Origin of the sequence: Paenibacillus melissococcoides (assembly GCA_944800085.1) — a bacterium.
Classification (GTDB): Bacteria; Bacillota; Bacilli; order Paenibacillales; family Paenibacillaceae; genus Paenibacillus_B; species Paenibacillus_B melissococcoides.
In genome coordinates, this window is sequence record CALYLO010000001.1 from 32,716 (window position 1) to 58,009 (window position 25,294).

Below are 25,294 nucleotides of genomic sequence, written 5' to 3' on the forward strand. Positions count from 1 at the left end.
TGTAGGCGGCAGAATGAAGGAGAGCAGGATTTTTTATGGGGAAATATTTCGGTACAGACGGCGTCCGCGGTATTGCCAATACGGAGCTTACTGCGGAGCTTGCTTATAAAATCGGCCGCTGCGGCGGTTATGTATTAACAGGGAAGGCTGCTACCAAGCCTAAGGTGGTTATCGGCATGGACACCCGGGTATCGGGACGCATGCTGGAGGCCTCGCTGACCGCCGGTCTGCTGTCCATTGGCGCGGACGTGGTCCAGCTCGGCGTCGTGACGACGCCGGCTGTCGCTTATCTGACCCGCGATCTGGGAGCGGATGCAGGCGTCATGATCTCCGCTTCCCATAATCCGGTGGAGGATAATGGAATCAAGTTCTTCGGCCGTGACGGCTTCAAGCTGCTGGATGAGACCGAGCTGGAGATCGAGCGCCTGATGGATGCGGAGAACGATAAGCTTCCTCGTCCGATTGGCCGCGATCTGGGAACGGTCACCACTGACACCGAAGCGAAGTGGCGTTATGTCGAATATTTGAAATCAACGGTGAAGCATCGGTTCGACGGTCTGAAAATCGTGCTGGACTGCGCGAATGGAGCGGCGTATGAATTGGCTCCCCGCCTGTTCCGCGATCTGGGCGCCGAGGTTATTGCGATCGGCGCCGAGCCGAATGGCCTCAATATCAATGCCGAATGCGGATCGACTCATCCGGAGCATTTGAAGCGGGAGGTCGTGAAGCAAGGAGCGGATCTCGGATTGGCCTTCGACGGAGATGCCGATCGGCTGATTGCCATTGATGGAGCGGGCGAAGAAGTGGACGGCGACTTCGTGCTGCTCATCTGCGGCGAGGCGATGAAGAAGGAAGGCCGCTTGAAGCAGGATACGATCGTGACGACCGTCATGAGCAATATCGGCTTCTTTAAGGCCGCAGACCGCCTTGGGCTCAACACGGCGAAAACGGCGGTCGGGGATCGCTACGTGATGGAAGAGATGTGCCGCGGGGACTATAACCTGGGCGGAGAGCAATCCGGCCACGTTATCTTCCTGGATTACAATACGACAGGCGACGGCATGCTGACCGGCATTCAATTGGTCGACACGCTGAAGGGCAGCGGCAAGAAGCTGGATGAAGCGCGGCAAGTGATGCGCAAGTTCCCGCAGGTGCTCGTGAACGTGCGGGTTGAGGATAAGAGCAAGTACAAAGACAATCCGGCTATCGAAGAAGCGATTGCTTCGGTGGAGCGGGAATTGGGGGACAACGGCCGCGTGCTGGTGCGTCCGTCGGGGACGGAATCACTCATTCGCGTCATGGCCGAAGGCCCGGAAGTGGACGTTGTCGAAGGATATGTCAAGCAGATTGCAGACGTCATCTCTCAGGAATTGAGCGTATTGAACTAGGGGAGCAAGCCGTCTGTCCGTGTCGCCGGATGGGCGGCTTTTGTCCTAACTTGCCGGGAGGCCGGTTGCCAACTGGATGCAACATGAATATAATTAAGAGCAGATTCCGCTGTGGCAGGATGGAAGGACAGCTTGCCGGGCTTCACGACATCACAGCAGTAGCCGGCTGACGCACGGAGTCGACAAGCATGCGCGGAATACAAAGGTAGATTGTGTTCCAGCCGGTAAGGCTCTGGAGAGCGCTCGCGCGATTCGAAGAGCTTGCCGAACGGGAAGCATGCACAGTATCATTTGCACGGTATACGATTCAATAAGGAAAGCGAGGGCAGCAGCATTTCGCAGGGAACTGCATCATAAGCGCCAGCACTTGGCACCAGCGTTCGGATGCTGGACAAGTGGACGAGGTGGAGGTGTTCGGAATTGTTCGGCGGGGACCTCCCGGTGCGCCAACGGCACCGCAAGAGCATGACGGAAAGCGGCAAGGCGACTTGCCGGACAACGCCTGCTTACGTTGACAGGATGATTATCGAATATACGGGAACGAAAAAATATACGAAATGGGCTGGCTCATGAATGGACGCGCACATCGGATTCGGAAGATCCTTCCGGACATGCTGCTGTGCATCGCTCATTCCTTGCACAACTGAATATCACGGCCTTCGGCTCTCCCTTGGCAGGAGGGAGTTCCTGGACGAGGGAGCCGGCCCTGAATGCCATGCATCGATGCATCGTTGCAGGCAGCATGGCTTCCGTGTGCGGCGTCCTTCGCGTACGCCGGCATAACGGAGGTTGGATTAGGATGTGTGGTATTGTCGGATATATCGGTGCAAGAAATTCTCAAGCTGTATTGTTGGATGGATTGAGCAAGCTGGAGTACCGGGGCTATGATTCGGCCGGCATTGCGGTATTTACCCCGGATGGCCTTCAGGTCAGCAAGGCCCAAGGCCGCCTGGCGGTGCTCGCTTCCCGGCTGGAAGCGAAGCCGCTGGAGGGGAACGTCGGCATCGGGCATACGCGTTGGGCGACGCACGGGAAGCCTTCGGATGAGAATTCTCATCCGCATACGGATGCTTCGCGGAAGTTCTCCGTCGTCCATAACGGGATCGTGGAGAACTATATGGAATTGAAGGAAGAGCTGATCGCGGAAGGCGTTCAGTTCGTGTCCGATACGGATACGGAAGTGATCTCCCACCTGATCGCCCGGGAGTACGATGGCGACATCGTCAAGGCGGTCCAGCGGGCGACTTCCCATATGCGCGGCGCCTTCGCGTTGGCTGTGCTGACGGAATACGAGCCGGATAAGCTGGTCGCGGTACGCTTTGCCAGCCCGCTTGTCATCGGCATCGGTAATGGCGAGAACTTTATCGGGTCGGATATACCGGCAATTTTACAGTATACGCGTCGAGTCTATATTTTGAATGACGGAGAGATGGCGGTCCTCACCCGGGACGCTGTCGAATTGATGACACTGGAAGGGAATTTTATTTCTCGGGAAATGATTGTTGTCGATTGGGACGCGGTCACTGCAGAAAAAGGCGGATATGACCATTTCATGCTCAAAGAAATTCATGAGCAGCCCAAGGCGTATCGGGATACGATGCGCGGAAGAATTACAGAGAACCGCAGCGGGATCAAGCTGCCGGAACTGAACGTGCTCAGCGCGGAGAAGCTGCGGAGCATTCGCAATATTCACATTGTCGCTTGCGGCACCGCTTATCATGCGGGACTGGTCGGACGGACGCTCATCGAGCAGTGCACAGGCATTCCGGTCGAGACGGATGTCGCGTCGGAGTACCGGTACCGCTCGCCGATTATTACCCCGGAGACGTTGGTCATCGTGGTAAGCCAGTCGGGAGAGACGGCCGATACGCTCGCCGCTCTGCGCGAAGCGAAGCGCTGCGGCGCCGCGGTGCTGGCCATTACGAACGCGGTCGGCAGCTCGGTCGCCCGCGAAGCGGATGACACGATTATTACGTGGGCCGGTCCGGAGATCGCGGTCGCTTCGACGAAGGCGTATACGTCGCAGCTGATTGCCTTCATGCTGTTCAGCTTGTACGCTGCCCAGACGCTGGGCACGAAGGACCAAGCCTGGATCCGCGAGCAGCTTGCCGCGATGCAGGCCTTGCCTGAGCAGGTCGAGCGGATCCTGCAGCAGGCTGGCGAGCTGAAGCGGGTGGCCGAGGAGATGGCCCGCCATGAGCATTTGTTCTTCATCGGACGCGGTCTCGATTATGCCGTCGCGCTCGAAGGCTCGCTCAAGCTAAAGGAGATCTCGTACATTCATTCCGAGGCCTATGCGGCCGGGGAATTGAAGCACGGTACGCTGGCCCTGATTGAAGAAGGCGTGCCTGTCATCGCGCTGGCGACCCAGTCTGCGCTCCTGGAGAAGACGGTGAGCAACATCAAGGAAGTGAAGGCGCGCGGCGGAGTCGTCTTCGCGGTCACCGACGAAGCGAACGCTCCGGCGCTGCAGAAGGCGGTCGACGGCACCTTTGTCGTCCCGGCTACGCTGCCTCTGCTCACGCCGGCCCTCGCGGTCGTGCCGCTGCAGCTTATCGCGTATTATGCGAGCCTGGCCCGCGGCAATGATGTTGACAAGCCGCGGAATCTGGCGAAGAGCGTGACGGTGGAGTAAGTTAGGTTGTTATTTGCACTGTAACTGTCCCAGTATAAAAAAGTCGTGAACCAGTAAAAGATGTCGTGAACCAAATGCAAGATGAATGATTTTCAGCATCTAAAAGGGAGCCCGAGGGATTGATTCGTGGCTCCTTTTTAAAATGCTAAAAAACATTATACATACTTCATAATTGGTGGTGAAAATGTTGAATGACATTGGCCATAAAATAAAATGTATCCGTAAAGAAAACAATTTAAACCAAGTTCAATTTGCAAAAAGCATAGGAATTTCTCAAGGGAACCTGAGTGAAATTGAGCTGGGAAATAGTAATCCATCTGCGGAAACATTAATATCTATTCGAACACAATATAATGTGAACTTAAATTGGCTATTAACCGGTGTGGCTGCAGAAGATGGGACGACATATGAAGATGAATTCGAGCGAAGGTTGATTGAAGTTTATAGAAATCTTGATGATTATGATAAGAACGAAATAATTGAGTTTATACGAGTAAAAATAAAATTGAAATCAATAAAGTTGTTCAATGGAAAGTAAGGTATTTCCTTATTGCTCAGTTTAAGATAAGGATCAAATGGAAGATAATGAAGAGGACGCAGCCAAGCGAAGAAGCGGGAGTTTCCTTTTTATTGATATAGTGGGCAGATTTGCCTAGTAAAATATATGAAAAATCAACGTCACAGTACCTCTAGCTTCTTCTAATGTTCACAGGCCGAAAGCTGTTTAAAATGATTGGTTTTCTCCGCAACTACTATCAGGTTCTAAATTGTGTAACAACGCACCATCATTATCTTGAAAAGCACGAATAACCATTACTAACTTAGGGCTTGCTGAACATATTGCCTTTTAGGCCACAGAGGCTGACGGCACAGATTCAGCAGCAGTCTGAAAATCGGCAAAAAGAGAACGCGCAGCTTGCGTTCGAGATTCATAACAAGCAGTTGCAGAGCAATGACCGTTTCGCTTGTCTCTCGAAGGCGTGCTCGAATACGCCCCAGTCCGTAGGAGCGTTTGCCTTCTCCGAATTTTCCTTCGATCGCGTTACGCGTTGAAGCATCCTGTCTGGCCTGGTTCCGATCGGGTTCCGCTTCTTTCTTCGGACGTCCTAAGTTTGGACCACTCAGACGAATGCCGTGCTCCTTACAATAGCGAAGGTTCTCCCGGTTTCGGTAGATTTGGTCGGCTAGAATGGCTTCCGGATAACACCCATATCGCTGGACGAACGACTCCACGGAAGCTTTCAGTGTCATGCTTTCGTTGAAGTTATCCCAGGACAGCTTCTCCATCCGAGCGTAACCATCCACCAGACTGATCGCCAGCTTTGCTCCAAACTCGACGGGAGCATTCACTTTCCCGCGGACAATCGGCCGTACATGCGGTTGGGAAAGACTGACGATTCGATCTTCCACCGAGTGTGTCCGTTTGTCGTACATCTCTTGCTGTTGACGATACAGCTCGGAAATGACGAGCAATTGCCGATACTGCTGCGAACCCAGTTGATTCAAGCTGCTTTTCGCTGCCAGCATTTCGATGATGCGAAGATTACGCGAAACATAACGAAGCTGTTTGCCAACCGCTTTCCGGATGGCTTTGGCACCCGTTCGCCGTTTCTTGGCGATCTCGAGGTAGCGTTTGCGGGCGGTTTGACGATACGTTCTCGGTTTCTTGGCCTTCCCGACGAAAGGCTCGTGCAGAACATCGATGATCGCTTCGAGTTTTTCCCGCGCCTCGTTCAATAATTTCAAATCGGTCGGATACGAGATGTCGGCCGGTGCGCAGGTCGCGTCGAGCATCAAGGTGCCTTTGTTGCATGGTTTCTCTTTGCTTTTGCCGTCTTCATTAACGGATGTTCCATCAGAGCCATGGCCGCTGCCTGGAGGATCTTGAGGATCGCTCTTGTTTTGTTCCTGCTTCTTTCGCTCTGCGTCCTCTTCCAAAATCCAATCGTTGATTCGTTCAATGACATCCGCACCCAATCGCTTGCGGAAATGGGTCAACAGCGAGTGATGGAACGGAGGCTTATCTTGGAACGCCGGCAGCCCAAGGAAGTACTGGTAGTACGGATTTTCGGCGATCTGCTGGACCGTCTCTCGATCATCGAGCTGCATACGTTCCTGAATGTACAGCGCTCCCAAAGCCATACGAACAGACAAAGGGATCTGACCGCGCATTGATTTCTTGAACGACTTCGCGTAGAGTTCTTCTGCCCGCCACCACGGGATGATAGCGGCCAGTTGCACCCAACGGTTCTCCTTATTTAATTTACCGCCAAACGGCAAGTAGAAATCTTCGAACAACTGAAGCTGGCTTTCGGTTCTACGATACATGTCGGCTCACTCCACGTGCACGATTTTTTGCAAGAAATTCGCATTCTCCTTGCATTTTATTTCGAGTTAGAGTCCAGAAATCCTTGTAAAACCTTTGAAAAATGATTGTTCAGCAAGCCCTAACTTAAAAGGGAGATGTCCCTTCAAATCGCCCCTAGTAACCTACGTTTTACTAAACGAGCATGTAAACGTCAACGTTTGCGCTCTCACGAATACCTCTTGCATTTTCCTACTAATCTAAAATATACATTCTCTAGCCACTTATTATCGAAATTCGGTGTAAGCAAAATAAGGTACTTAAGCAACTTTTTCTTGTTAGTCCGTAGTATGTACATAGTTAGAACGTTTGTTTGAGAGCAAGCTAGTTTCAAGATTTTTTGGTATGATAAGGTTAAGAGATACTATTTATCCTGAACTTTAAGTGGGTGTACAAATTTGCGAGATGCTCTTGAATCAATTATTACTAAGTACCGCCAACAATTTACGATTCGTCAACTTGAAAACGATATAATGTCCCATTTTGGAAGTATCGAACAATATGAAAAGGCGGGTAGATACCCAGCATTTTATCGTGCCGTTAGGAGCTTCAGAAGGATGGCGAGATCCTTCCGATCCGTTCTACCACATTGAACGCAGTTTGCCGTATGTGGAGGAAATATCTATCCCGACCACGATTTATTACGTAGGTGATTTGGATCCCCACGGCATCTCTATATACTTGCGCCTGCGGGAGAAGTACCCGCAGTATCCGATGATGCCCGCAGAAACACTTTACCGTGCAATGATTCGGAATCACATCCAAACTACAGATGCCCATGGGGAGTTTCGGAAAGAATACCTCGAACGTTTTCTTTCCGAGTTGAGTACGGACTGGGCAAACGAACAGAAGATTCGTGGGCTATGGGAAGAGAAACGGCGCATTCCTCAGGAAGCGGTGTCTTACGCAACAATTGTGAAGGAGCAAGAAATATGACGCCTATATACGATGAAATCTTCGACCGATACCACGAACGGAAACGGATGCTCAACCCTAAGGTGAAAAAGCAACCGATGATGAACATCTATGCTTTTCACAAGGACAAATCGATCCAGTCGTTTAAGGACACCATTCGAGCCCGAACGCACAGACGAATTCCGCCCACCGTCTTTGAACTCATTGACTCCATCAACCCTGTTATACGGGGATGGGGCAACTACTTCCGTAAAGCCCACGTAAGAAAGCTCTTCAATCGAATCCAACGCTGGATTATTCGGCGAATATGGAGTCACCGTTTTAAACGCTGGCGCAACATGGGATGGAAAAAGTTGCATGAATCCGTCTTCTACTCCAAGTACAAATTGGTAAACCTCCTGTCGTTATTACCAGACTTGAACCTACGGACGGCACCCGGAGGGTGACATGAAGGAAAGCGGATTGCGGGAAAACTGCATAATCCGTTTGAACGAGCGGACGGAGCGCAAGGATTCGGAGCACCGGCAGAGAATGTATACAGGTAATATCCCCCAAATTGGCCGCCCCCCTGAATGTCGACACGCGTCGAATTCCTCGATTGATGGCAAATCATTCCCAGCGTTTCTTCTTTATTCGCTCTTTTTAGGCAAAATATTTACACCTTATGTTGGAAAGACCAAATTTAACTAAAGCTTTACTGTACATTATTAGAAATATTGATATAATTATACTTGGCTCACCTTTCCTATTATGCTAGAACATAGAATTGTAGGGTCTTTATACCTATTCAAGCTGTGCGCGAGAGACCAGTCCACTGGCTACCCAGAAAGCCGGCATGCGGGGACCGACAATTGTGGAAAATGACAGCCGAGAATATGTTGCTCCATGACGTCAGAAGGTTCAGAAAGGATGAAGCCAACCTTATCCCAATTCCGATGGAGGATGAAGCGCGTGAGCATTTTTGAAAAGCTGGAATCCAACGTAAGATCTTACTGCAGAAGCTTTCCGGTGGTATTCGACCTGGCCAAGGGGGACCTGTTATATTCTGAGGACGGAAGAGCATATATTGATTTTTTTGCAGGTGCTGGGGCACTGAATTACGGTCATAACAACGATTATATCAAGGACCGGGTTCTCGATTACTTGACCTCCGACCGGATTATGCACGGTCTGGATATGTATACAATGGCCAAGCGCGAATTCATCCAGAGCTTCTCGGAGCGGATCCTGGAGCCGAAGAAGCTGAATTACAAGCTTCAATTCTGCGGTCCGACGGGGACGAACGCGGTGGAAGCGGCCCTGAAGCTCGCACGCAAGGCGAAGAAGAGAACCGGGATATTCGCATTCATGGGCGGCTTCCACGGCATGTCGCTCGGCAGCCTGTCGGCGACAAGCTCCAAGTCCATGAGGGAAGGGGCGGGGCTTCCTCTGGGCGGAGTTACGTTCATGCCGCACCCGAGTGGGGCTTTCGCAGAAATGGATACGCTCGGCTATATCGAGAATATCCTGACTGATTCGCACTCCGGAATCGACAAGCCGGCCGCCATCCTGCTTGAAACGGTACAAGCCGAAGGCGGAATTCACGTCGTCGACGCGCAGTGGCTGCGAGGGCTGCAGCAGCTTTGCCGCAGGCACGATATCCTGCTCATTACCGACGAGATTCAAGTCGGCTGCGGCCGGACAGGCGAATTCTTCTCCTTCGAACGTGCGGGGATCGAGCCGGATCTCATTACCCTGTCGAAGTCGATCAGCGGGTACGTCCTGCCAATGTCCCTCCTGCTGCTGAAGCCTGAACTGGATCTCTGGACGCCGGGCGAGCACAACGGCACCTTCCGCGGCAACCAGCTCGCTTTTGTGGCCGCCAAGGCCGCTCTCGAGTTCCGGGACAGAGCCGCCCTGGAAGCCGAGGTGAAGCAGAAGGAAGAGTTTGTGCGCTCGTTCCTTGACAAAGAAATCAAGCCTCTGCATCCGTCGATCGCGATCCGCGGACTCGGCCTGATCTGGGGCATTGACGTCTCGGGCTTCACGGATGAAGCCGGGGCGAAGCGGATGACGGAGATCAGCTTCGAGAACGGGCTCATCATTGAAAGAGCCGGCAGAGGAGACCGCGTGCTGAAGATCATGCCTCCGCTGACCGTCTCGATGGAGCATCTTGCCGCCGGCTGCGACATTATCAAGTCCAGTATACAGCAGGTGATCTCTCAGGAGACCCAGGATTTGCTGGTAACGACCTAAGCTCGGCCAAGCCGGTGACCGCCCCGGCAAGAGGCACGGAAGTGCCTTCCGGGGGCCGTGTGGCCCTGATGTTAAGATAACGTTTTTACCCCATTGGAAGATTTTCTCCCAATGCTGCCTGCGGTACCGTCAGTCAGCATGGAATTCACCGCTAATCCAAGGGATGTCCAGTTCATGCCATACGGAGCATTCTTTGAGCCTCATGCAGCGCCATCGTCACATCTAATCGTCAGGAAAAGCTCACTACCCCGCAGCCGGATCTTTACTTATCCACACCAGGGCTGCGGGGGAATACACAAATCGTACATAGAGTGTATCAATACCCCTTAAACATAGGCTTCGACAAAGGCAGCTCCGGTGCCGAATCCGGAGGTACGGCCGACTTCCTGCTGGCCGGCCGGAACCCTACAGCAAGCCTTACATCGATGGAAGGAACATCCCTTGTCCATCCCCAAATCCAATTCCGAACCCAATATTAAACCAAAGCCCGTCTTCGGGCGGCTCGTCCGCAGCAAGCATATGAAGCAGAGGAGCCGGAAGTAGCCGCATCTCTTGCGTAGAACGATGCTCTTTGTTGTCTTTCACGCATGGGAGCCGAGTGGGACACCTGCTAGGCAGAGGATTGCCGCATGCGATCAACTGGGCAAGCGAAGCGGTGACCTGGCGCGAAAGCCCTTGATATTGTAGTCACATGTTTGAAAAGGCGGGGAGCAAGGCTGTAGCGTTGCTGCGGCATATGCTCCGCCGGATTGCTTTTACCGATGTAGAGAGGGGGACGATCCAGGTGGCTTTTGAAAAAGAAACGTTGTTTTGGAACGAAAAATTCGGTAGCGACAATTATACCTTGACGCGGCTGCCTTACAGCAAAGCTCCAAGCTCCCAGGCGCCCATTATGACAACCGTCGGCGGTTCGCTTTCGGAGAAAGCGGCGCAGCGCGTCCTTCAAATGAGCAAGGGCGCTCCGCTGGCCGCTTTTATGATTTTGCTTGCCGGTGTTCAGTCACTCTTGCATAAATATACAGGCGCTTCTGACATTCTGGTCGGTATGCCGGTTGTACGGAAACCGACGGAGACGCGCCGATCCGTTAATCATACGGTCATTTTGAAAAACTTGCTTTCGGCGGGTGCGACTTTTAAAACGCTTCTGAGCGACCTGAGGACTTCCTTGCCGGAAACGATTCAGCATCAACATATTCCGTTCTTGAAAATGACGGAGAAGCTGGACCTGCAATATGCAGACGGGATACCCGTCATCCATACGCTAGTATCCCTTAAGGAGCTGCATCTGGACGAAATTGGGCAAAACGTGGTCACGGATTGTTCCTTTGAATTCAGCTTAACCGGCGGGACGATACAGCTAGCGCTGTCATATAACGAGCACTTATATGACTCCAAGTTCATGACTCGGGTCGTCGGCCATCTGAATCGCCTGCTGGCCGTGGGGCTTCACGAGTTGGAGCTGGACATCGTGCGGGTGGACATGCTGTCGGAGGACGAGAAATTTCAATTGCTGCAAAGCTTTAACGATACCGAGAAGGACTATCCCCGTGATCGGACGATTCATCAGCTCGTGGAGGAGCAGGTGAAGCGGGTGCCCGAAGCAACGGCGGTTGTCTTTGAGGGGCGGCGGCTTTCGTACGCGGAGCTGAACGAACGGGCGAACCGGCTGGCGCGGACGCTGCGATCGGTCGGCGTGCTGCCCAATCAACTGGTAGGCTTGATGGCCAGGAGATCGCTGGAGACGGTCGTTGGCATTCTGGCGGTTCTGAAAGCTGGCGGTGCCTACGTGCCGATCGACCCGGAATACCCGGAAGAACGCATCCGCTACATTCTGGAGAACTCGAACGCGCAGTTGCTGCTGACTCAAAGGGAGCTGCAGCAGCAGGTGCCGTTCGAAGGGACCGTGTTGACGCTGGATGACGAGCAGGCCTACAGCGACGATGGAACGAACCTGGAGCCGGCCAGCGGTCCGAATGATCTGGCTTATGTCATCTATACGTCAGGTACGACGGGCAAACCCAAAGGGGTCATGCTGGAGCATCGCGGTTTGGTCAGCTTGAAGCTGATGTTCGCGGACAGGCTGGGCATCACGGAGCATGACCGGATCGTTCAATTCGCCAGCCTGTCGTTCGACGCGTCCTGCTGGGAAGTGTTCAACGCGCTCTATTTTGGCGCGGCTTTGTACATCCCGATGGCCGAGACGATTCTCGACAACCGCCTGTTCGAGAGTTATATGAACGAGCATGCGATTACGGCGGCGATTTTGCCTCCGACGTACAGCGCTTATTTGAACCCGGACCGCCTTCCCAGCTTAACGAAGCTCGTAACGGGAGGCTCGGCGGTATCGGCCGAATTCGTGCAGCAGTGGAAACCGAAGGTCCACTATTTCAATGCTTACGGCCCTACCGAAGCTTCGATTGTTACGACGCTTTGGGATGCGGATGAGGAGCAGCCGGAGCGCAGAGTCATTCCGATCGGGCGCCCGCTGGCCAATCACCGGATTTTTATTTTGGATGCCCACCTGCAGCTTGTGCCTCCGGGAGTGGACGGCGAGCTGTGCGTGGCAGGCGTGGGGCTTGCGAGAGGTTACCTGAACCATCCGGAGCTGACGGCAGAGAAGTTCGTGGAACATCCGTTTGCGCCGGGAGAACGCCTTTACCGGACGGGAGATCTCGCCCGCTGGCTGCCGGACGGAAATATTGAGTACTTGGGCCGCATCGACCATCAGGTGAAAATCCGTGGATTTCGGATCGAGATCGGCGAGATTGAAGAGCAGCTTCTGAAGATCGAATCCGTGCAGGAGACGATGGTAATCGCGCGGGAAGGCAAAAGCGGGCAAGAATTGTGCGCTTACCTGGTCGCGGGCCGCCCGCTTACGCTCGGCGAGCTGAGAAGCGCGCTGGCGCAAAAATTGCCGAATTACATGATTCCGGCGCATTTTGTTCAGCTTCCGCGGATGCCGCTCACGCCGAACGACAAAATCGACCGCAAGGCTTTGCCCGCCCCAGAAGGAAACGCGCTGACCGGCGGCGCGTACGTAGCTCCCCGCAATGAAGCCGAGCGGACGCTTGCCGATGTGTGGCAGGCGGTATTGAACGCCGATCGCGTTGGGGTAACGGATCATTTCTTCGAGCTGGGCGGAGACTCGATCAAGTCCATTCAAGTATCTTCGCGGCTTCATCAAGCCGGGTACAAGCTGGAAATCCGGGATTTGTTCAAATATCCGACTATTTCACAGCTCAGCCTGCATGTGAAACCGATCGGACATACCATCGATCAAGGCGAAGTAACGGGTGAAACGGCGCTGACACCGATTCAGCATTGGTTTTTCGAGAGCTCCTTTGCGGACCCGCATCATTTCAACCAGTCGGTGATGCTGTACCGGAAGGAACGCTTCGACGAAGAGACGGTGCGTCAGGTGCTGCAAAAGCTGGCCGAGCATCATGACGCCTTGCGGATGGTGTTCCGCAAAACGGAACAAGGGTTTAGCCTACGGAACCGCGCGATTCAGGAAGGCGGGCTGTTCACGCTGGACGTGTTCGACTTCAAGGGGGCGGAGAATACCGCACAGGCTGTGGAAGCGAAGGCAACGGATATTCAAGCGGGCATCGATCTGGAGAAAGGGCCCCTCGTGAAGGCGGGACTGTTCCGGTGCGCGGACGGCGATCATTTACTGCTCGCGGTTCATCATGCCGTGGTGGACGGCGTGTCTTGGCGCATTTTGATGGAGGATTTCGCTCTGGGTTACGAGCAGGCCGGCAAAAGCGAGGAAATTCGTTTCCCGGCGAAAACGGATGCGTACCGCACTTGGTCCGAGCAGCTGGCCGCTTACGCGCAAAGCCCGGAGATGGCAAAGGAACGGGCTTATTGGCAGGCCGTGGAACAAATTGCGGTTCCGGCCTTGCCGAAGGATCTGGAGGCGGACGTTACGACGCAGCAGGACAGCGAATCGCTGTTCGTCCGTTTGACTCCCGAAGAAACGGAGCTGCTGCTGAAGCGGGTTCACCGGGCCTACAACACCGAAATGAACGATATTTTGGTAACGGCGCTCGGCATAGCCGTTCGCAAGTGGACGGGACACGAACGGGTGCGGATCAATCTCGAAGGACACGGACGCGAATCGATCGGAACGGATATCGACATCACGCGCACAGTCGGCTGGTTTACGACCAAGTTTCCGGTCGTCCTGGAGCCGGGAACCAACCGGGATTTGGCCTATCAGATTAAACACGTCAAGGAAAGCTTGCGCCGCATTCCGAATAAGGGGCTTGGGTACGGTGTATGCCGCTATCTCTCCAAATCGGAGGATGGCTTTGTTTGGGGCGCAGAGCCGGAAATTAATTTTAACTACCTCGGCCAGTTCGACGATGATGTCAATCAGGACGAGCTCGGCATATCTTCTTATTCCAACGGAAACCCGGCCAGCGACCGGCAGGCCCGCAGCTTTGTGCTGGATATCAACGGCATGGTGCTGGACGGCGCTCTATCGCTCGATCTCAGCTACAGCCGGAAGCAGTATCGCAAGGAAACGATGGAAGCCTTCGCTCAGCGGCTTGAGCAAAGTCTCCGAGAGCTCATTACCCACTGCGCAGGCAAAGAACACACCGAATTGACGCCGAGCGATGTGCAATTTAAAGGCTTGACCATCGCGGAATTGGAGCAAATCGGCCAGCGCTCGGGCCATGTCGGGGAAATCGAAAATATTTACTCGCTTACGCCGATGCAGAAGGGCATGTGGTTCCACAGCGCGCTTGACCGGCAAACGGCCGCTTACTTCGAGCAGACGCGGTTTACGATGCGGGGAGCGCTTGACGTCCAGCTTTTCGAGAGGAGCTGGATGGAGCTTGCGAAACGTCATCTGGTGCTGCGGGCGAATTTTGTGAAAGGACCGGCGGGCGAGCCGCTGCAAATCATATACCGCGACAAGCCGGTCGGCTTTGAATATGAAGAGCTGCTTCACTTGCAGTCGGACGAGAAACAAGCGTATTTGGATAAAAAGGCCGAGGATGACAAGCTTCGCGGCTTCGACATGGAACATGACGCGCTCGTTCGGGTTACGATCCTGCGCACCGAAGAGCAGAGCTATCATGTGCTGTGGAGTTTCCAGCATATTTTGATGGACGGCTGGTGCCTGCCGCAACTGACGCAGGAGCTGTTTGAGACGTACTCGGCCTTGGCATCCGGCAAGCAGCCAGCGGGAGATAAGGGATCGGATTATGGCGCCTATATCGAATGGTTGGAGAAACAGGACAATCAGGCGGCATCCGGCTATTGGACGGCGTTCCTGGCAGGTTATGAAGGGCAAACCGTACTCCCGGGACAAAAGGAACCGGCGCCGAACGGCAGATTTACGGCTGATCACGTCACCGCCGAGCTGGGCAATGACTTGAGCGAGCGGATGGACCGGGTGGCGAAAGAGCGTCTGGTTACGGTCAATACGCTGCTGCAAGCCGCTTGGGGCGTGATGCTCCAAAAATATAACGGAACAAACGATGCCGTATTCGGCAGCGTCGTGGCCGGAAGACCGGCGGAAATCCCGGGCATTGAGTCCATGATCGGGCTGTTCATCAATACGGTGCCGGTCCGCGTCACGAGCGAAGGGGACACCGTGTTCGTCGACCTGATGGCGAAGCTCCAAGAGCGGGCGCTGGAGTCCGGGCGTTATGATTACTATCCGCTGTATGAAATTCAAGCCCGCAGCGTGCAAAAGCAAAACCTGATCAACCATATCATCGCTTTCGAGAACTATCCGGTGGACGAGCAGATGGAGCAGGCGGGCGACCAGCAGCACGGCGACCTGACGATCACTGACTTTCAGATGGAGGAGCAGACGAACTATAACTTCAACGTGACCGTGGTGCCGGGAGCCGAGATCGAAATTCGGTTCGACTTTAACGCCGAAGTGTTCGATAAAGACAGCATCGAACGGCTCAAGGGGCATCTCGTCCATCTGCTGGAGCAGGTGACGGATAACCCGGAAATTACCGTGGGTGAGCTGGAACTTGTGACGGAGGCGGAAAAGGCCGACCTTCTCGGACGTTTTAACGACACCACCACGGAATTTCCCCGCGGGAAGACGCTCATTCAATTGTTCGAAGAGCAGGCGGAGCTTTACCCGGACAACGTGGCCGCCGTCATGAACGAGCGGCAGCTGACCTACCGCGAGCTGAACGAGCGATCCAACCGCCTTGCGCGGAAGCTGCGGGAGACGGGAGTAGAAGCGGACCAACTGGTAGCGATTCTGGCCGAACGCTCGCTCGATATGGTCGTCGGCATTCTGGCGATTCTCAAAGCGGGCGGAGCCTACGTGCCTGTCGATCCCGACTACCCGGAGGAGCGCATCCAGTTCATGATTGAGGATTCGGGCGCGCCGTTATTGCTGATTCAAAAGCATCTGCACGAGAAGACCGACTTCGCAGGAACGCGCCTCGAATTGGATGATTTCGTTTGGGGCGACAGAGGGGCGGACTCCGAAGGTGCGCTGGACGCTTTGAACCTGGAGCCGATTTCCGGGCCGGGCAACCTGGCTTATGTCATCTACACGTCGGGAACGACCGGCAGACCGAAGGGAACGCTGATCGAGCATAAGAACGTCGTGCGCCTTTTGTTCAACGACAAGAACCTGTTCGACTTCGGGCCGTCCGACACGTGGACGCTGTTCCACTCGTTCTGCTTCGATTTCTCCGTCTGGGAAATGTACGGAGCGCTGCTGTATGGAGGCAAGCTGGTCATCGTACCGCCGCTCACGGCGAAAAATCCGGCCGATTTCCTGGCGCTGCTGGGCCGCGAACAGGTCACGATTTTGAATCAGACGCCAACGTACTTCTACCAGCTGCTGCGTGAGGTCTTGGCGGACCATCCGTACGATCTGCGGATTCGCAACGTCATCTTCGGGGGCGAAGCGCTCAGTCCGCTGCTGCTCAAGGGCTTCAAGACGAAGTACCCGGAGACGAAGCTGATCAATATGTACGGCATTACCGAGACGACGGTTCACGTGACGTATAAGGAAATTACGTGGGTCGAGATTGAGGCGGCGAAGAGCAATATCGGCAAGCCGATCCCGACGCAGAGCGTGTACATCCTTGATGAAAATCGCCGCCCTGTGCCGATCGGCGTAGCGGGCGAAATGTACGTGGCCGGGGAAGGCCTGGCGAGAGGATACCTGAACCGTCCGGATCTGACGGCGGAGAAGTTCGTCGATTCCCCGTTTGCGGAGGGGGAGAAGCTGTACCGCTCTGGCGACTTGGCGGCTTGGCTGCCGGACGGCAACATCGAATACCTGGGCCGGATCGACCACCAGGTGAAAATCCGCGGGTACCGGATCGAGCTGGACGAAATCGAGACGCAGCTTCTGAACGTCGAGGGCGTGGAAGAAGCGGTGGTGCTCGCCCGTCAGGACGGCGGGGGCGAGAAGGCGCTTGTCGCCTACTTTGTGGCGGACCGGACGCTGACGGTCAGCGAAATGAGAACCTCGCTGGCCCAGGGAATTCCGGGGTACATGATCCCGTCGTACTTCGTGCAGCTGGAGCGCATGCCGCTGACGACCAACGGCAAAGTGGACCGCAAAGCGCTGCCGGAGCCGCAAGGCGGCATACAAACGGGCGTCGAATACGTAGCGCCGCGTAACTGGACGGAGTCCCAGCTTGTGAAGATCTGGGAGGAAGTGCTGGGCTACTCCGGCATTGGAGTCCTGGACAATTTCTTCGAGCTCGGAGGCCACTCCTTGCGGGCGACGAACCTTGTCAGCAAGATTCAGAAGGAAATGAACGTCGAACTTCCGCTGCGCGACGTATTCTGCTACTCGACGATCGAAGAGATGGCCCTCGCCATCTCCCGGATCGGAGAGCAGTCGTTCTCGTCGATTCCCCTGGCAGGCGCAAGAGCATATTATCCGCTTTCCTCAGCTCAGAAGCGGCTGTTTATCCTGAATCAGCTGGAAGGAGCCGATCAGAGCTACAACATGCCGGGCGTGCTGCTGCTGGAAGGATCGATTGACCGGAGCCTGCTGGAGAAGGCTTTCCGCGGACTGATCGCACGGCATGAAACGCTGCGAACCGGCTTTGAGATCGTACAAGGCGAAGCAGTACAGCGCATTTACGAGAGCGTCGATTTTGCCGTCGAGTACCGTCATGCGAACGAGGAAGAAGCGCCTGAAGTCGTGCAGGACTTCATCCGGCCTTTCGACTTGGCGAAGCCTCCGCTGCTGCGGGCGGAGCTCGTAGAGCTGGCAGCCGAACGTTATTTGCTGATGTTCGACATGCACCATATCGTCTCCGACGGGGTTTCAATGGACGTGTTAGTCGAGGAACTCGTTCTCCTGTACGGCGGTGAGTCGTTAGAGCCTTTGCGCATTCAATACAAGGACTATGCGGTATGGCAACAGTCGGACGAACAAAAAGCGCAGTTGAAACGCGAGGAAGCTTACTGGCTGGACCATTACCGGGGCGAACTGCCGGTTCTGGAAATGCCGACGGACTATAAGCGTCCTGCCGTGCAGAGCTTTGAGGGACAAACGCTGACGTCCTTCGTGAACGAGGCAACGAACGAAGGTTTGAAGCAGCTGGCCGCTCAAAGAGGAGCGACGCTGTACATGGTGCTGCTTGCGGCATATACCGTGCTTTTGCATAAATATACAGGTCAGGACGATTTGATCGTCGGAACGTCGATTGCGGGCAGAACACATGGAGACACGCAGCCTTTGATCGGAATGTTTGTCAATACGTTGGCGCTCCGCAATTATCCAGCTTCGGAGAAGACCTTCCTGTCGTATCTGGAAGAAGTGAAGGAAACGACCTTAGGCGCTTACGAGCATCAGAATTATCCGTTCGAAGAGCTCATCGATAAAGTGCAGGTCAGCCGGGATTTGAGCCGTAACCCGCTGTTTGACACGATGTTCTCCCTGCAAAACCTGGAGGATAAAGAGTTTGAGCTGGAAGGGCTGCAATTGTCCCCGTACCCTAGCGAATACGGTATGGCCAAGTTCGACCTGAGTGTGGATGTTACGGAAGAAAACGGCGGCCTGGAGTGCAGCTTTGAATTCGCAACGGCTCTTTATAAAGAAAGCACGATCCGGCGGCTGTCGACTCATTTTGGTCATTTGCTTGCGGCGATCGTAAGCCGTCCGGATGCGAAGATTGCCGAGCTGAATTTGCTGACGGCAGAGGAAAAAGAGCAAATTCTCGGCGCGTTCCACCCGGCGCAGCCGGAAGCGGCTCCTGCGGCCGTGTTCCACCGGCTGTTCGAGGAACAGGCGGAGCGCACGCCGGAAGCGGAGGCCGTCGTGTACGAGAACGACCGGCTGACGTATGCGGAGCTGAACGAGCGGGCGAACCGCTTGGCGGCCACGCTGCGCGCAAGCGGCATCGGCCGGGAGTCGATCGTCGGCATTCTCGCCGAGCGTTCGGTGGACTTGCTGGTGGCCGTGCTGGCCGTCTGGAAAGCGGGCGGGGCGTATGTGCCGCTCGACCCGGATTATCCGGCGGACCGCGTGCGGTTCATGCTTGAAGACAGCGGAGCGAAGGTGCTGCTGACGCAAACGCCGCTGCAAGAGCGTGCCGAAGCCTGGCTTGGCGAAGAGGAGCTGGCGCTGGCAGCGGTGCTGTACCTGGACGACGAAGCGTCGTACAGCGAGGAGCGGGCGAATGCGGCGATTGGCTCCGGCATTGTTTCCGGCAAGCTGACGGATGCTGTGGACGACGGCGATGAGAGCCATCAGCATGTCGGCACCGACAGCTTCCATGAAGCCCGTCCGGAGGATCTGGCGTACGTGATCTATACGTCGGGAACGACGGGCAAGCCGAAGGGCGTGATGATCGAGCACCGCAGCCTGGTGAACACGGCGGCGGGCTACCGGCGGGAATACCGGTTGGATCAGTTCCCGGTGCGCCTGCTGCAGCTCGCCAGCTTCTCGTTCGACGTGTTCGTGGGAGATATCGCCCGGACGCTGTACAACGGAGGCACGATGGTGATTGTGCCGAAGGACGACCGGATCGATCCGTCTCGTCTGCACTACTGGATGGAGCGGGAGCGGGTCACCATCTTCGAATCGACGCCGGCGCTGATCGTGCCGTTCCTGGAGTACGTGCACGAGCAGGGGCTGGATATGAGCTGGATGGAGCTGTTGATCACGAGCTCGGACAGCTGCAGCGTGGCGGATTACCGGACCTTGCAGGAACGCTTCGGCTCGTTGTTCCGGATCATCAACGCATACGGCGTGACGGAAGCGGCAATCGACTCCAGCTTCTACGACGAGGAGCTGACGAAGCTGCCGCAGACAGGCCATGTGCCGATCGGCAAAGCGTGGCTGAATGCGAAATTCTACATCTTGGACGCGCATTTGAATCCGGTGCCGGTCGGGGTGCTGGGCGAGCTGGTGATCGGCGGAGTCGGCGTGGCGCGCGGGTACTTGAACCGTCCGGAGCTGACGGAAGAGAAGTTCATAGACAGTCCGTTCGCCGCGGGCGAGCGGCTGTACCGCACGGGCGACTTGGCGCGGTGGATGGAGGACGGGAACGTGGACTTCATCGGCCGGATCGACAACCAGGCGAAAATCCGGGGGTACCGGATTGAGACGGGCGAGATCGAGTCGCAGCTGCTGCGGGTGGAAGGCGTGCGCGAAGCGGTGGTGCTGGTTCGAAGTGACGCGAACGGGCAGAAGGCGCTATGCGCGTATTACACGCTGGATACCGGAGCGGAACTGGCAGTGAACGATCTGCGCGGCGCGCTGGCGCAGGAGCTGCCGGGCTACATGATCCCGTCGTACTTCGTGGAGCTGGAGCGCCTGCCTCTGACGCCGAACGGAAAGATTGACCGGAAGGCGCTGCCAGCGCCGGAAGGGGAAGCGGGAAGCGGAACGGAGTACGTCGCACCGCGCAATGAGCTGGAAACGAAGCTGGCGGCGATTTGGCAGGAGGTGCTGGAGCTTGCGAAGGAGATTGGCGTTCACGACAACTTCTTCGACATCGGCGGCCACTCCCTGCGGGCGACGACGCTGGTCAGCAAGGTGCACAAGGAACTGAGCGTGGATCTGCCGCTGCGCGACGTGTTCCGCCATTCCACGATCGAGAGCATGGCGGCCGCCATTTCCCGGCTGGATGAGCAGACATTCGTTGCCATTCCGGTGGCGGATGACCGGGAGGTGTACCCGCAATCTTTTGCTCAAAAACGTCTCTTTATCCTGAATCAACTGGAAGACGCGGAGCTTAGCTACAACATGCCGGAGGCGATGCTGCTGGAGGGGGCTTTGGACCGGGCAAGGTTCGAAGAAGCGTTCCGTAAGCTCATGGCGCGGCATGAAATGCTGCGCACCGGGTTCGAAATGGTGGATGGCGAAGCATCGCAGCGGGTTTACCAGGACTTGAATTTTGCCGTGGAGTTCTATCGAGTAGATGAGCAAGAGGCCGAAGAGACGGTTCGCCGTTTTGTCCGTCCGTTTGACTTGGCGAAGCCTCCGCTGCTGAGGGTAGGCCTTGTCGAGCTGGCTCCGGAACGCCATATTCTAATGTACGACATGCATCATATTATTTCCGACGGTGTCTCCATGGAAATCTTTGTTGAAGAATTCGTCCGCTTGTACGGCGGCGAGCAATTGGAGCCTCTGCGCATTCAGTACAAAGACTACGCCGTTTGGCAGCATTCGCAGGAGCAGAAGGAACGGCTTCAGCGTCAGGAGGCGTACTGGCTGAACATGTTCCAAGGCGAGCTTCCGGTGCTGGAAATGCCAACCGACTATCCGCGTCCGGCCGTGCAGAGCTACGAAGGCCAAACGCTGGAGTTTTTCTTCGACGCTTCGAAAACTGACGGCCTAAGGCAACTGGCCTCGGAAACGGGCACGACGCTGTTTATGGTGTTGCTTGCGGCATATAATGTCCTTCTGCATAAATATTCAGGTCAGGAAGATGTGATCGTTGGTACGCCGATTGCCGGAAGGAATCATGGAGATGTGCAGCCGTTAATCGGGATGTTCTTAAACACGCTGGCGATCCGCAGTTATCCGGCTTCGGAGAAGACATTCCTGTCATACCTGAACGAAGTCAAAGAAACGACCCTCCACGCCTTCGAGCATCAAAACTATCCGTTCGAAGAATTGGTGGAAAAGGTGCAAGTCACCCGTGATTTAAGCCGCAATCCGCTCTTCGACACGCTGTTTACGATGCAGAATACGGAGAATGAGGAATTTGAGCTGGAAGGGCTTCGCCTGATTCCTTATCCGAGCGCACTGGATACCGCAAAGTTTGATATCAGCTTGGATGTGGGCGAGGAGAACGGCGGCTTGGATTACAGCTTCGAATATGCGACGGCTCTCTACAAAAGGGAGACGATTGAACGGCTGGCGAAGCATTACGAGCAGCTGCTCGTGACGATCATAAGCCGTCCAGATGCGAAGATCGCCGAGCTGAACTTGTTGACGGCAGAGGAAAAAGAACAAATTCTCGGCACGTTCAACCCCGCGCAGCCGGAAGCGGCTCCTGCGGCCGCGTTCTACCGGCTGTTCGAGGAACAGGCGGAGCGCACGCCGGAAGTGGAGGCCGTCGTGTACGAGAACGACCGGCTGACGTATGCGGAGCTGAACGAGCGGGCGAACCGCTTGGCGGCCACGCTGCGCGCAAGCGGCATCGGCCGGGAGTCGATCGTCGGCATTCTCGCCGAGCGTTCGGTGGACTTGCTGGTGGCCGTGCTGGCCGTCTGGAAAGCGGGCGGGGCGTATGTGCCGCTCGACCCGGATTATCCGGCGGACCGCGTGCGGTTCATGCTTGAAGACAGCGGAGCGAAGGTACTGCTGACGCAAACGCCGCTGCAAGAGCGTGCCGAAGCCTGGCTTGGCGAAGAGGAGCTGGCGCTGGCAGCGGTGCTGTACCTGGACGACGAAGCGTCGTACAGCGAGGAGCGGGCGAATGCGGCGATTGGCTCCGGCATTGTTTCCGGCAAGCTGACGGATGCTGTGGACGACGGCGATGAGAGCCATCAGCATGTCGGCACCGACAGCTTCCATGAAGCCCGTCCGGAGGATCTGGCGTACGTGATCTATACGTCGGGAACGACGGGCAAGCCGAAGGGCGTGATGATCGAGCACCGCAGCCTGGTGAACACGGCGGCGGGCTACCGGCGGGAATACCGGTTGGATCAGTTCCCGGTGCGCCTGCTGCAGCTCGCCAGCTTCTCGTTCGACGTGTTCGTGGGAGATATCGCCCGGACGCTGTACAACGGAGGCACGATGGTGATTGTGCCGAAGGACGATCGGATCGATCCGTCTCGTCTGCACTACTGGATGGAGCGGGAGCGGGTCACCATCTTCGAATCGACGCCGGCGCTGATCGTACCGTTCCTGGAGTACGTGCACGAGAAGGGGCTGGATATGAGCGGGATGGAGCTGTTGATCACAAGCTCGGACAGCTGCAGCGTGGCGGATTACCGAACCTTGCAGGAACGCTTCGGCTCGTTGTTCCGGATCATCAACGCCTACGGCGTGACGGAAGCGGCGATCGACTCCAGCTTCTACGACGAGGAGCTGACGAAGCTGCCGCAGACAGGCCATGTGCCGATCGGCAAAGCGTGGCTGAATGCGAAATTCTACATCTTGGACGCGCATCTGAACCCGGTGCCGGTCGGGGTGCTGGGCGAGCTGGTTATCGGCGGAGTCGGCGTGGCGCGCGGGTACTTGAACCGTCCGGAGCTGACGGAAGAGAAGTTCGTAGACAGCCCGTTCGCCGCGGGCGAGCGGCTGTACCGCACGGGCGACTTGGCGCGGTGGATGGAGGACGGGAACGTGGACTTCATCGGCCGGATCGACAACCAGGCGAAAATCCGGGGGTACCGGATTGAGACGGGCGAGATCGAGTCGCAGCTGCTGCGGGTGGAAGGCGTGCGCGAAGCGGTGGTGCTGGTTCGAAGTGACGCGAACGGGCAGAAGGCGCTATGCGCGTATTACACGCTGGATACCGGAGCGGAACTGGCAGTGAACGATCTGCGCGGCGCGCTGGCGCAGGAGCTGCCGGGCTACATGATCCCGTCGTACTTCGTGGAGCTGGAGCGCCTGCCTCTGACGCCGAACGGAAAGATTGACCGGAAGGCGCTGCCAGCGCCGGAAGGAGAAGCGGGAAGCGGAACGGAGTACGTCGCACCGCGCAATGAGCTGGAAACGAAGCTGGCGGCGATTTGGCAGGAGGTGCTGGGGCTTGCGAAGGAGATTGGCGTTCACGACAACTTCTTCGACATCGGCGGCCACTCCCTGCGGGCGACGGCGCTGGCGGGCAAGGTATTTAAGGAGTTAAACGTCAACCTGCCGCTGCGCGACGTATTCCGTCACTCGACGATTGCGGCGATGGCCGAGGCGATCGCCCGGATGGAACGGCGGGAGCATGAGGTCATTCCTCAAGCGGAGGAGAGAGAGTACTACCCTCTGTCCTCTGCACAAAAACGGCTGTTCATTCAGCACACGCTGGATGGAGCGGATCAGCTTTACAACATGCCGGAGTTGGTGCAGGTGGAAGGCGAGTTTGATTTAGACCGGTTGGAAGCCGCCTTGCGGAAATTGATAACACGGCACGAATCGCTGCGCACCGGTTTTGAAATCGTGAAGGGCGAAGCGGTTCAGCGGATTTACCCGCAGGTGGATTTTGCTATCGAGCATCATGAAGCGGATAAAGCGGATGCGGCTCAAATCGAGCAGATCGTTCGCAGCTTTGTTCGTCCGTTTGATCTCGGCAAGCCGCCGCTGTTGCGAGCCGGGATCATCGGGCTGGAGCCGAACCTGCATATTCTCCTTTTCGACATGCACCATATCGTGTCCGACGGCGTATCGATGGAGATTGTGATCGATGAGTTATCGAGTTTCTACGCCGGGGAAGAACTGCCGCCACTGCGCATTCAATACAAGGATTATGCCGTTTGGCAGCAGTCGAAGGCCCACCGAGATCGGATCGGGCGGCAGGAAGCGTACTGGCTGCAAACCTTCGAAGGCGAGCTGCCGACGGCGGACCTGCCGATGGATTACGAACGGTCTGCGGTTCGCAGCTACGAAGGCGCGCATCTGGAGTTCGACGTTGAAGCTTCTCTCTCTGCGCGGGTGCGCGAATTGGCGGCCGAGCGTGAAAGCACGTTGTTCATGGTGCTGCTTGCGGCTTATACCGTGCTGCTGTCCAAGTACAGCGGGCAGGAGGACTTGGTCGTGGGCACCCCGGTGGCGGGAAGAACAAACGACGATTTGGAACCGGTCATCGGGATGTTTGTCAATACGCTGGCGATCCGCAATCGTCCGTCGGGCGACAAAACGTTCTTGTCCTACCTGGAAGAAGTGAAGGAAACGGCTTTGGGCGCTTTCGAGAACCAGGATTATCCATTCGAGGAACTCGTGGAGCGTTTGAATGTGAAGCGGGAGCCGGGCCGCTTCCCGCTGTTCGATGCCGTTTTCGACTTGCAAAATATTGAAGAACGAGACGCCGAACTGGAAGGGGTCAGCCTGAAGACTTACGAGCTTGACCATTTGGAAGAAGCGAAGTTCGATCTGACGCTGTTTATGTATGAAAACAACGGGGCGCTGAGCGGGGGCTTCTTCTACGCCGCCAAGCTGTTCAAAGAAGCGATGATCCGCACCTTGACTGAGGATTACCTGCGGGTACTGTCTCAAATTGTGGAAAATCCGCAACTCGAGCTAAGCCGGATTGAATGTCACAAACCGTCGGCAGGCGCAAAGAGTGCCGTCGATACGATCGAATTCGCGTTTTAATCTTACAAGCGCGCCTCCGCCGTCAAGCGAAA

General features: G+C 55.9%; 9 protein-coding genes. 8 read left to right on the forward strand and 1 reads right to left on the reverse strand.

The window, feature by feature from the left end; translation table 11 throughout:
- Positions 1-35 precede the first annotated feature (35 nt).
- The 4 genes from glmM (at position 36) to OCY70_RS00300 (ending at position 4,561) form a co-directional block, all read left to right on the forward strand.
- Positions 36-1,388 (forward strand): phosphoglucosamine mutase, encoded by a 1,353-nt coding sequence (gene glmM, locus OCY70_RS00285; RefSeq protein WP_213430448.1) that lies wholly within the window; start codon positions 36-38, stop codon positions 1,386-1,388.
- A 420-nt stretch (positions 1,389-1,808) separates the two neighbouring features.
- Positions 1,809-1,961 carry a hypothetical protein gene (locus OCY70_RS00290; RefSeq protein ID WP_261944481.1) on the forward strand — a complete coding sequence of 51 codons (153 nt, stop codon included), beginning with the start codon at positions 1,809-1,811 and terminating at the stop codon, positions 1,959-1,961.
- A gap of 226 nt (positions 1,962-2,187) precedes the next feature.
- Positions 2,188-4,023, forward strand: coding sequence for a glutamine--fructose-6-phosphate transaminase (isomerizing) (gene glmS / locus OCY70_RS00295; protein WP_213430449.1), 1,836 nt, complete (start codon positions 2,188-2,190; stop codon positions 4,021-4,023).
- A gap of 184 nt (positions 4,024-4,207) precedes the next feature.
- Positions 4,208-4,561 carry a helix-turn-helix domain-containing protein gene (locus tag OCY70_RS00300; protein ID WP_213430450.1) on the forward strand — a complete coding sequence of 118 codons (354 nt, stop codon included), beginning with the start codon at positions 4,208-4,210 and terminating at the stop codon, positions 4,559-4,561.
- A 278-nt stretch (positions 4,562-4,839) separates the two neighbouring features.
- Here the strand turns inward: OCY70_RS00300 and OCY70_RS00305 are convergent, their stop codons facing one another.
- Positions 4,840-6,351, reverse strand: coding sequence for an IS5 family transposase (locus tag OCY70_RS00305; protein WP_261944482.1), 1,512 nt, complete (start codon positions 6,349-6,351; stop codon positions 4,840-4,842).
- Positions 6,352-6,871: 520 nt separating this feature from the next.
- On the opposite strand from OCY70_RS00305, the gene OCY70_RS00310 reads away from it, so the two are divergent.
- From OCY70_RS00310 to OCY70_RS00325, 4 genes are all read left to right on the forward strand, one after another.
- Positions 6,872-7,324, forward strand: a complete 453-nt coding sequence (locus OCY70_RS00310) for a Wadjet anti-phage system protein JetD domain-containing protein (RefSeq protein ID WP_213428302.1) — start codon at positions 6,872-6,874, stop codon at positions 7,322-7,324.
- Positions 7,321-7,749, forward strand: coding sequence for a group II intron maturase-specific domain-containing protein (locus OCY70_RS00315; protein ID WP_249725093.1), 429 nt, complete (start codon positions 7,321-7,323; stop codon positions 7,747-7,749). Before OCY70_RS00310 ends, OCY70_RS00315 begins: the two co-directional genes overlap by 4 nt.
- A gap of 505 nt (positions 7,750-8,254) precedes the next feature.
- Positions 8,255-9,538, forward strand: a complete 1,284-nt coding sequence (gene ectB, locus OCY70_RS00320; RefSeq protein ID WP_213428303.1) for a diaminobutyrate--2-oxoglutarate transaminase — start codon at positions 8,255-8,257, stop codon at positions 9,536-9,538.
- A gap of 691 nt (positions 9,539-10,229) precedes the next feature.
- Positions 10,230-25,262 carry a non-ribosomal peptide synthetase gene (locus OCY70_RS00325; protein ID WP_213428304.1) on the forward strand — a complete coding sequence of 5,011 codons (15,033 nt, stop codon included), beginning with the start codon at positions 10,230-10,232 and terminating at the stop codon, positions 25,260-25,262.
- The last annotated feature ends 32 nt before the right edge of the window (positions 25,263-25,294 follow it).